General features: G+C 72.9%; 7 protein-coding genes. 3 read left to right on the top strand and 4 right to left on the bottom strand.

The features are described from left to right. Positions 1 to 169: 169 nt before the first annotated feature. Positions 170 to 955: an IclR family transcriptional regulator gene (locus tag ACFXPL_RS36450; RefSeq protein WP_384927472.1), complete on the bottom strand. Its 786-nt coding sequence runs from the start codon at positions 953 to 955 to the stop codon at positions 170 to 172. Between the two features lie 369 nt (positions 956 to 1,324). Then, on the bottom strand, positions 1,325 to 1,939 hold the full coding sequence (locus ACFXPL_RS36455; protein ID WP_384927473.1) for a TetR/AcrR family transcriptional regulator: 615 nt from the start codon (positions 1,937 to 1,939) through the stop codon (positions 1,325 to 1,327). 143 nt (positions 1,940 to 2,082) lie between these two features. Between ACFXPL_RS36455 and ACFXPL_RS36460 the strand changes: the two genes are divergently transcribed. Continuing rightward, complete coding sequence (locus ACFXPL_RS36460) at positions 2,083 to 4,569, top strand: glycoside hydrolase family 3 protein (RefSeq protein ID WP_384927474.1); 2,487 nt, start codon at positions 2,083 to 2,085, stop codon at positions 4,567 to 4,569. A 75-nt stretch (positions 4,570 to 4,644) separates the two neighbouring features. Here the strand turns inward: ACFXPL_RS36460 and ACFXPL_RS36465 are convergent, their stop codons facing one another. Further along, complete coding sequence (locus ACFXPL_RS36465; protein WP_384927475.1) at positions 4,645 to 5,679, bottom strand: aldose epimerase family protein; 1,035 nt, start codon at positions 5,677 to 5,679, stop codon at positions 4,645 to 4,647. A 20-nt stretch (positions 5,680 to 5,699) separates the two neighbouring features. Beyond that, the gene (locus ACFXPL_RS36470; protein WP_384927476.1) at positions 5,700 to 6,638 is read right to left on the bottom strand and encodes an SGNH/GDSL hydrolase family protein; all 939 of its coding nucleotides are present in this window, start codon (positions 6,636 to 6,638) and stop codon (positions 5,700 to 5,702) included. Between the two features lie 373 nt (positions 6,639 to 7,011). On the opposite strand from ACFXPL_RS36470, the gene ACFXPL_RS36475 reads away from it, so the two are divergent. Continuing rightward, on the top strand, positions 7,012 to 7,506 hold the full coding sequence (locus tag ACFXPL_RS36475; protein ID WP_384927477.1) for a DUF3145 domain-containing protein: 495 nt from the start codon (positions 7,012 to 7,014) through the stop codon (positions 7,504 to 7,506). Positions 7,507 to 7,583: 77 nt separating this feature from the next. Beyond that, complete coding sequence (locus tag ACFXPL_RS36480) at positions 7,584 to 8,462, top strand: NAD(P)-dependent oxidoreductase (RefSeq protein ID WP_384927478.1); 879 nt, start codon at positions 7,584 to 7,586, stop codon at positions 8,460 to 8,462. The last annotated feature ends 152 nt before the right edge of the window (positions 8,463 to 8,614 follow it).

Raw genomic sequence — 8,614 nt, forward strand, 5'->3', positions numbered from 1 at the left:
ACTCGCTACGACAAACGAGCCCGCCACTACAAAGCCCTGGTCACCATCGCCTGCCTGCGACTATGGCTCCCCGACTGACATTACGGACACGCCCTGGAAGGCAGGGGAGGGGAACGGTTCTTGAGCGCGCCGCGCTCCTTCATACCCCGGGCGACTGGTCTCCGGAGCGTCAGGCCGGTTCGTAGCCGAGTCTGCGGGAGATGAGTGCTGCGGTGCTTGCGACGACCGGACCTATGTCGGCGGCCCGGCGGGCGACCCGGCCGATCGGACCGGAGGCGCTGATGGCGGCGATCGGGACCCCCTGGGCATCGAGAACCGCTGCCCCGCATGCGGCGGTGGCGGTGTTCACCTCGCCGCTGTCCAGAGACCATCCGCGACGCCGCGCGAGCAGAAGATCCCGTTCAAGGACGGAACGGCTGGTCAACGTGGCCGGAGTGTGTTTCACCAGAGGAAGGCTCCGTAGTATCCCGTCCAGTTCTCCCTCGGGCAGCGCTGCCAGCCACGCCTTTCCCACGGCCGTGCAGTGCAGTGGGCGTACCGCTCCGACGCGTGCGCTGACCGGACTGGGCCGTGGACCGGGCCGGCGGTGGACGAACACCATGGTCCGATCGAGCCGGACGGCCAGCCCGGTGGTCTCCCGTGTCAGATCCGCAAGATGATGCAGGGGCTCGGGCGCCACGTGCGCCACCTGCGACCGTTGCAGAACCGACAGGCCCAGCCTCAGCGCCTCGGGGCCGACGACCCAGCGTCCGGGTTCGCGATGCGGTTGCAGCATGCCCCAGCTCTCCAGGCGATGCGCGAGCCGGTAGGCCGTACTCCTGCTGGTCGACGCCGCTGCCGCGAGCTCGGCAGCGGTCGCCTCGTGGGCCGTCGCCATGTAGCGCAGGATGAGCATCGCGCGGTCGAGAATGCCCGCACCGGGCTGGTCCCCAGGGGAGTTGGTGTTGTGCAGCATCGCGGCCTCCACACCGGCACGGGCGTACGAGGCGACCCGCAGGCGCGGAGCCCGGTACGTAGCTGAATGCGGAAGGGCGCCGCACTCGTTTTATCACGGGTGCACAGCAAGGCCTCTGAACAGGTCGGACGACGTGGGGACCGGTCCGACCGGTCGAAGACCTGCCGCCGGCCCCTCGGAGACCGGCCCGTCGTCGGCATCGGAGGCAGCGGCACCTCCAGCCACTCCCACGGCGCGTCCGCCGGATCGTTGCGAGCTGTCCGGAGATCGTTTCATTACAGGGCATGTTCTCCACCCTGCCCCTGACACCGGTGCGGATGGAGTGCCTGCGCATCGAGTACGCCGTCCGCGGGACCACGGCAGGACGAATCAACCTCGCGGGCGCCCCGGCGGCTCCGCGTCCCCTGTCGCCCCCGCGTCCCCCGCCCGCAGCAGGGTCAGGAAGTCGCGGAACGCCGCCGCCATGTCCACCGCGTCCGGGTCCAGCAGCCACTGGTACTGGAGCCCGTCCAGCACCGCCGTCAGCAGCGGCGCCGCCTGTTCCGGTGTCAGCCCGCCGGGCAGCCGGTCGCCGAACTCGGCGCGCAGCACCTCGGCCATCTCGCCCCGCACCTGCGCGTAGCGGCGGGTGAAGAACTCCCGCGCCGGATGGGACTCCGTCACGCTCTCGCCGAGCAGTGCCGAGAAGGTCTGCACGATCCCTGGGCGCATCGCGTTGTACTCCACCAGCGAGCCCAGCAGGTCGAGCCGCCACCCGCGCCGGCCGTCGCTGCGCCCGCCCGTGTCCCACTGGTCGCGCTCCTCCAGGACGGCGACGAGCAGCGCCTCCTTGGAGGGGAAGTAGTGCAGCAGCCCCTGCTGGGTCAGGCCGGCGCGCTCGGCCACCGCGCCCAGGGTGGCGCCGCGGTAGCCGCGCTCCGCGATCACTTCGAGGGCGGCGCGGAGGATGTCCGCGCGCCGCTCCTCGCTCCTGGCCCTCGCCATCGCCCGCTCCCTCGCCGTCCCCGCGCCCTACCCAAAAGTAACGGACCAATAACCAAACTTACCGGTCTACAGATTTGGGCGTCCCCATGTAACCATTCCTTTCGACCGCCGGTACGGAGCAAAGCTGACCAGGAGGTACGGCCGTGGCCGACGCATCCACCCCCCGGGCCGATCAGGCACGTGACGCCGCCGTCGCGGCGGCCCTCGGCAAGCTCGATCTCGACGCCAAGGCGCGGCTGCTGGCCGGCCAGGACATGTGGTCCCTGCCCGAGCTGCCGGAGATCGGGCTCGCGTCGCTCGTCATGTCCGACGGGCCCATCGGGGTGCGCGGAGTCCGCTGGACCGCCGACGACCCGTCCGTGGCGCTGCCGTCCCCGACCGCGCTCGCCGCCTCCTGGGACCCGGAGCTGGCCCGCGCGGCGGGCCGGCTGCTCGCCCAGGAGGCCCGCCGCAAGGGCGTGCACGTCCTGCTCGCGCCGACCGTCAACCTGCACCGCTCGCCGCTCGGCGGCCGGCACTTCGAGGCGTACAGCGAGGACCCGTACCTCACCGGCGAGATCGGCACCGGCTATGTGCTCGGCGTCCAGGACGGCGGGGTCGGTACGACGGTCAAGCACTTCGTCGCCAACGACGCCGAGACCGACCGCTTCACCGTCGACAACCTCGTCGCCCCGCGCCCGCTGCGCGAGCTGTACCTCGCGCCCTTCGAGGCGATCGTCGCGAACGCCCACCCGTGGGGCATCATGGCCGCGTACAACCAGGTCAACGGCTCCACGATGACCGAGCACCGCTACCTCCAGCACGATGTGCTGCGGGGCGAATGGGGCTTCGACGGCTACATCGTCTCCGACTGGCTCGCCGCGCGCTCCACCGTCGGCGCGCTCCTCGGCGGTCTCGACGTCGCGATGCCGGGGCCGCGCACGGTCTACGGCGAGGCGCTGGCCGCCGCCGTACGGGCCGGGGAGGTGGCCGAGTCCGCCGTCGACGACGCCGTACGCCGGGTCCTGCTGCTCGCCGCCCGGGTCGGCGCCCTCGACGGGGCGCCCGCCGCCGTCACCGAGCCGCCCGCGCCGATCGACGGCGAGGCGCTGGCCCGCGAGATCGCCCGCCGCTCCTTCGTCCTCGTACGGAACGAGGAGCGGGAAGGCCGCCCCGCGCTGCCGCTGGACGCGGCGGACGGCACGATCGCCCTCAGCGGCGCCGCCGCCCGCGACGCCCGGGTCCTCGGCGGCGGTTCGGCGACCGTCTTCCCCGACCATGTCGTCTCCCCGCTGGACGGCCTCACCGCCGCGCTCCCGCCGGGGCGTCTGACGTACTCGATCGGCGCCGACCCCAGCGACGAACTCGCCGACGCCGGCCAGGGGTTCGAGCTGACGGCCGTCTGCGGGGACGCCGAGGGGCGCACCCTGGGCACCGCCTCCGTCCCCGGCGGCCGGCTCCAGTGGGCCGGCAGCGACCTGCCCGACGGGGTCACCTACGACGCGCTCCACTCCGTCGAGGTGACGGGCACCTTCACCCCCCGGGAGAGCGGCGAGCACACCTTCGGCACCCGCGGTCTCGGCGGGTTCCGGCTCACCGTCGGCGGCGCCGTCCTCTTCGACGGCTTCCAGGAACCCGGCCCCGGCGCCGACCCGTTCGAGGAGTTCTTCGGGGCGCCTGTGGAGCGCGCCCGTACCACCCTCACCGAGGGGGAACGGGTGGAGGTCTCCCTCCACCACACCGTCTTCAAGATCCCGGACGCCCCGATCAGCGGCATCGCGCTCTCCCTGCTCCACCTCGGCCCGCGCCACGACCCCGACGAGCTGATCGCGGAGGCAGTCGAGGCCGCCCGTACCGCCGCCACCGCCGTGGTCGTGGTCGCCACGACGGAGAGCGTCGAGTCCGAGGGCTTCGACCGCGAGAACCTGAAGCTCCCCGGCCGCCAGGACGACCTCGTCCGCGCGGTCGCCGCCGTCAACCCGCACACGGTCGTGGTCGTCAACACCGGCTCCCCGGTGGAGCTGCCGTGGCGCGCGGACGTGGCCGCGGTGCTGCTGAGCTGGTTCCCCGGCCAGGAGGGCGGCGGGGCGCTCGCCGACGTCCTGCTCGGCGCGGCCGAGCCGGGCGGCCGGCTGCCCACCACCTGGCCCGCCGTCCTCGCGGACGCGCCGGTCTCGAAGACCACCCCGGCGAACGGTGAACTCCCCTACACCGAGGGTGTGTTCATCGGCTACCGGGCCTGGGAAAGGGCGGGCGCGACGCCCGCGTACCCCTTCGGCCACGGCCTCGGCTACACCGACTGGGAGTACGAGACGATCGCCGCCACCCCGGCGGAGGCCCGGGTACGGGTGCGCAACACCGGCCGGCGCGCGGGCCGCGAGGTCGTCCAGGTCTATCTCGCGCCCGTGGCTGGCGCGGACGCGGAGCGTGTGGAGCGCCCGGCGCGCTGGCTGGCCGGCTTCGCCTCCGTCGAGGCGGCGCCCGGCGAGAGCGTCGAGGTGACGATCCCGCTGCGCCGACGGGCGTTCGAGGTCTGGGACGAGGCGTCGGACTCCTGGTCGCACATCGCCGGTACGTACGAGATCCAGGCGGCCCGCTCCGTCACCGACCGCCGGCTGAGCACCCTGGTGGAGGCCACGCACCGGACGTGACCGCGCGGGAAGAAGACGTGCGGCCCCGGGGCGGAACCTGACACCACCCCGGGGCCGCACCCCGTGCGCCGCGCGTCAGCGTGTGGCGAACCGGCAGACCGTGGTCGACGCGTACACCTCGCCGGGGCGCAGCACCGTGCTCGGGAAGGCAGGCCGGTTCGGCGAGTCCGGGAAGTGCTGCGTCTCCAGCGCGATCCCGGCGCCGGGGCCGAACGGCTTCCCGTCGAAGTGGTCACCGGTGTACAGCTGGATCCCCGGCTCGGTGGTGGTGATCGTGAGCACCCGGCCGGACGCCGGGTCGTACAGCTCGGCGGCGAGGGCGTCCTCCGGAGCGCCGTCCCCCTGCCCGCCGTCCAGCACGAAGTTGTGGTCGTAACCGGAGGTCACCGGACGGGACGTCCGGAAGTCGAAGCGCGTGGCGTCGACCGGCGCCAGCTCCCCGGTCGGCAGGAGGGAGCCGTCCACCGGGGTGATCCGGCCGGCCGCGATCCGCAGCTCGTGCCCGGCCGTCACGGGAGCGCTGCCCGCGCCGCCCAGGTTCCAGTACGTGTGATTGGTCAGCGACACGTGCGTCGGGGCGTCCGTCACCGCGCGGTAGGCGATCCGCAGCGACCCGTCCTCGTCCAGCGTGTACGACACCGAGACGTCGAGGCGGCCGGGGAAGCCCTCCTCGCCGTCCGGGCTGACCCGCGACAGCCGCACCCCGGTCGCACCGGCGGCGTCCCCGTCCGCCACCTGCCCGTCCGCGCCGATCGGTTCCGCGTCCCAGACCCGCCGGTCGAAGCCGTCGGCGCCGCCGTGCAGGCAGTTCGGCCCCTCGTTGGGCGTCACCCGGTGCGCCACCCCGTCCAGGGTGAAGGCGGAGCCCGCGACGCGGTTCGCGTAACGGCCGACGAGGGCCCCGTAGTACGGCCCCCGGTGCTCCACGTAATCGGTCAGTTCGGGGAAGCCGAGGACGATGTCGGCGACGGTGCCGTCGCGGTCCGGAACCTCCACCGACTGCACGATGCCGCCGTACGTCAGCAGGCGTATCCGGGTACCGGCCCGCTCCAGGGTCCAGCGGTCGACGGGCGTACCCTCGGGCGTGGCGCCGACGCGCTCGGTGTTCATGACAGTCACGATCAAGCACCCTACGCGGGTGGCTCGGCCGCCGTGACATTGCGGTACGCGATCTCCGCCAGCCTGCCCTGCCCGTTCCTGCTGGGATGGAACCAGTCCCAGGGACTGAGCTGCTTGCCGCTGAACCGGACGGCGAAGACCTCACCGCCGTCGTACCGGCAGCGCTTGTCCTTCGCGCACACGTCCCGCAGCGCGCCGTTGTACGCCACGACCCGGTCGTACACCAGATCCCGCCGCTCCTGGGCGGCCTCGCTCTCGTCCTGGGAGTCGCCGAGCATCGACGCGCAGATGCCGAGCTTCCACACCTGACGGCCCAGCGGATTGCCCCGCCCCGTCGACCAGAGCCGCTTGAGGTCCGGCACGCTCGACACGTACACCTGCGCCTTGGGCGCGCTCGCGCGCAGCCGGCGCAGCGACGCCTCGAAGGAGGACTTGAAGGCGTCGACGGGAGTCATCCGCTCCGTCGAGTTCCGGCAGGCGTCGTTGGCGCCCGCCAGGACGGTGACCAGCTCCGGCCCGTGCTGCGCCGCCCGCGCCATCTGGGCCGGCAGATCCGCCATCCGGGCGCCCGTCTGCGCGAAGTTCCAGGTCTTCGCCGCCAGCAGCTCCGCCGACGGAGCGCCGAGCAGCCGGTAGGCGAGGCTCCGTACGCCCCGGTCCGTACCGGTCGCCCAGGACACCTCGGGGCACTCGGCGAGCACCCCGCAGGCGTCGAAGCCACGGGTTATCGAGTCCCCGACGGCGGCGACGGAGGCCGGGCTGCGGTCCCAGACCGGGGTGGGGCGCGGTGAGGGCCTGGCCGCCGCCGTGGAGGAGCCGGAGGAGGCGGAGCCGGAGGACGTGCACCCGGCGAGCGCCCCGGTCCCGGCGACGACGGCGGCGGTCACGGCCGCGCACACGGCACGGGCCCGCCCGGACCCGCCACGGGTCCGCAGGCTCACTCCTCGCATTCAAGCCTCCCGATCGGCGTCCATGGCCGTGTTTTCCGGTGTATGCCGCTGTCCGCCGGGTTCTTCCGGTGTCCGCCGGTGTCTGCTGGGTCTTCCGGGTCGTCCGGGGCTTCCGGCGTCCCGGCGTTCCGGCCGCCCCGGGCCGTTCGGGCGAGTGAAGGCTTCGCGGATATCGGCCTCGGGACCGACGGTACGTCACCGCGGGCACCCCATCGCACGATAGCTTTTCCCACGTCGAATCAGAGGCGCCTGATCGCTCGGCTCCGGTAAATTACCTCACGTCACAAGCTGTCCCTTTTGCGGGGTTTCACTCCCGATGCTGTTTACTGAGGCCGCTGGGAAAGGCGAACCTCGTCCCACACTGGAGGTCCCGGTGACGACACGTGGAGTTCTGTACATTCACTCCGCACCGCGCGCGATGTGTCCCCACGTCGAATGGGCGGTGGCCGGAGTACTGGGCCTGCGGGTCCAGCTCGACTGGATCAGGCAGCCGGCCTCCCCCGGCACCTGGAGAGCCGAGGTCTCCTGGAAGGGCCGGGCGGGCACCGCCTCCAAGATCGCCTCCGCGTTGCGCGGCTGGCAGATGCTCCGCTTCGAGGTCACCGCGGAACCCTGCCCGACGGCCGAGGGCGAGCGCTACAGCGCCACCCCCGACCTGGGGATCTTCCACGCGGTCACCGGTATGCACGGCGACATCCTGGTCCCCGAGGACCGGCTCAGGGCCGCTCTGGCCCGCGCGCAGGAGGGCGAGAGCGTGTTGGCGGCGGAGATCGCCAAGCTGCTCGGCAAGCCGTGGGACGACGAACTGGAGCCGTTCCGGTACGCGGGCGAGGGCGCCCCGGTGCGCTGGCTGCACCAGGTGGTCTGAGCGGCCGTTCCGCCGCTGCGAGCCCGTACGGAGGCCCGGCCCGTGCGGGGGACAGGCCCCGGCCCTACGGTGGCCGTATGGCTGACACCCTCGCAGTAGCCGTCCTCGGCACCGGAATCATGGGCGCCGCGATGGCCCGTAACCTCTGCCGCGCCGGACTCGACGTACGCGTCTGGAACCGCACCCCCGCCAAGGCCGAGCCCCTCGCCGCCGACGGCGCCCAGGTCGCCGGGACCCCCGCCGAGGCGGTGAGCGGCGCGGACGTCATTCTCACCATGCTGTACGACGGGCCGGCCGCGCTGGAGACGATGGAGGCCGCCGCGCCGGGCCTGCGCCCCGGCGCCGTCTGGCTCCAGTCGACGACGGCGGGCGTAGAGGCCGTCACCCCGCTGGCGGAACTGGCGGCGGGGCGGGGGCTGCTCTTCGTCGACGCCCCGGTCCTCGGCACCCGGGCCCCCGCGGAGAGCGGCGAGCTGCTGATCCTGGCCGCGGGACCGCGGGAGGCGCAGGCGCGGCTCGCACCGGTCCTGGACGCGGTGGGCAGCCGTACGGTCTGGCTGGGCGAGGACGGCACCACGGCGGCGGCCACCCGTCTCAAGCTCGTCTGCAACAGCTGGGTCCTGGCCCTCACCCACGGCACGGCCGAGGCGCTCTCCCTGGCCAGGGGACTCGGCGTGGACCCGGACCACTTCCTGGAGGCCATGGCGGGCGGCCCGCTGGACTGCGGCTACCTTCAGGCCAAGTCCCGGGCGATCCTGAACGACGACTACACCCCGAGCTTCACGGTCACCACGGCCGCCAAGGACGCCCACCTGATCGTCGCGGCGGGCGCGGCCGAAGGCGTACGCCTGGACCTCGCGGCGGCGGGCGCGGAACGCTTCCGCCGGGCGCAGGCCCAGGGGCACGGGGAGGACGACATGGCGGCGACGTACTTCGCGAGCTTCGGCGACTCGTAGCGGGAAGCGGGGACGGGGCCGGGGGGGATGACACGAAGAGGTGGGGGTGGGGCGGGGGCCCCCCCGGCCGCCCCCCCCCACCGATAATAAAAAAAAAAACACAACCCACAACAAACAACCAACAAGATGTCAAGAGGTATCGAAAAGATGAT

This window comes from Streptomyces sp. NPDC059092, assembly GCF_042756365.1.
In the GTDB taxonomy this organism is placed as follows: Bacteria; Actinomycetota; Actinomycetes; order Streptomycetales; family Streptomycetaceae; genus Streptomyces.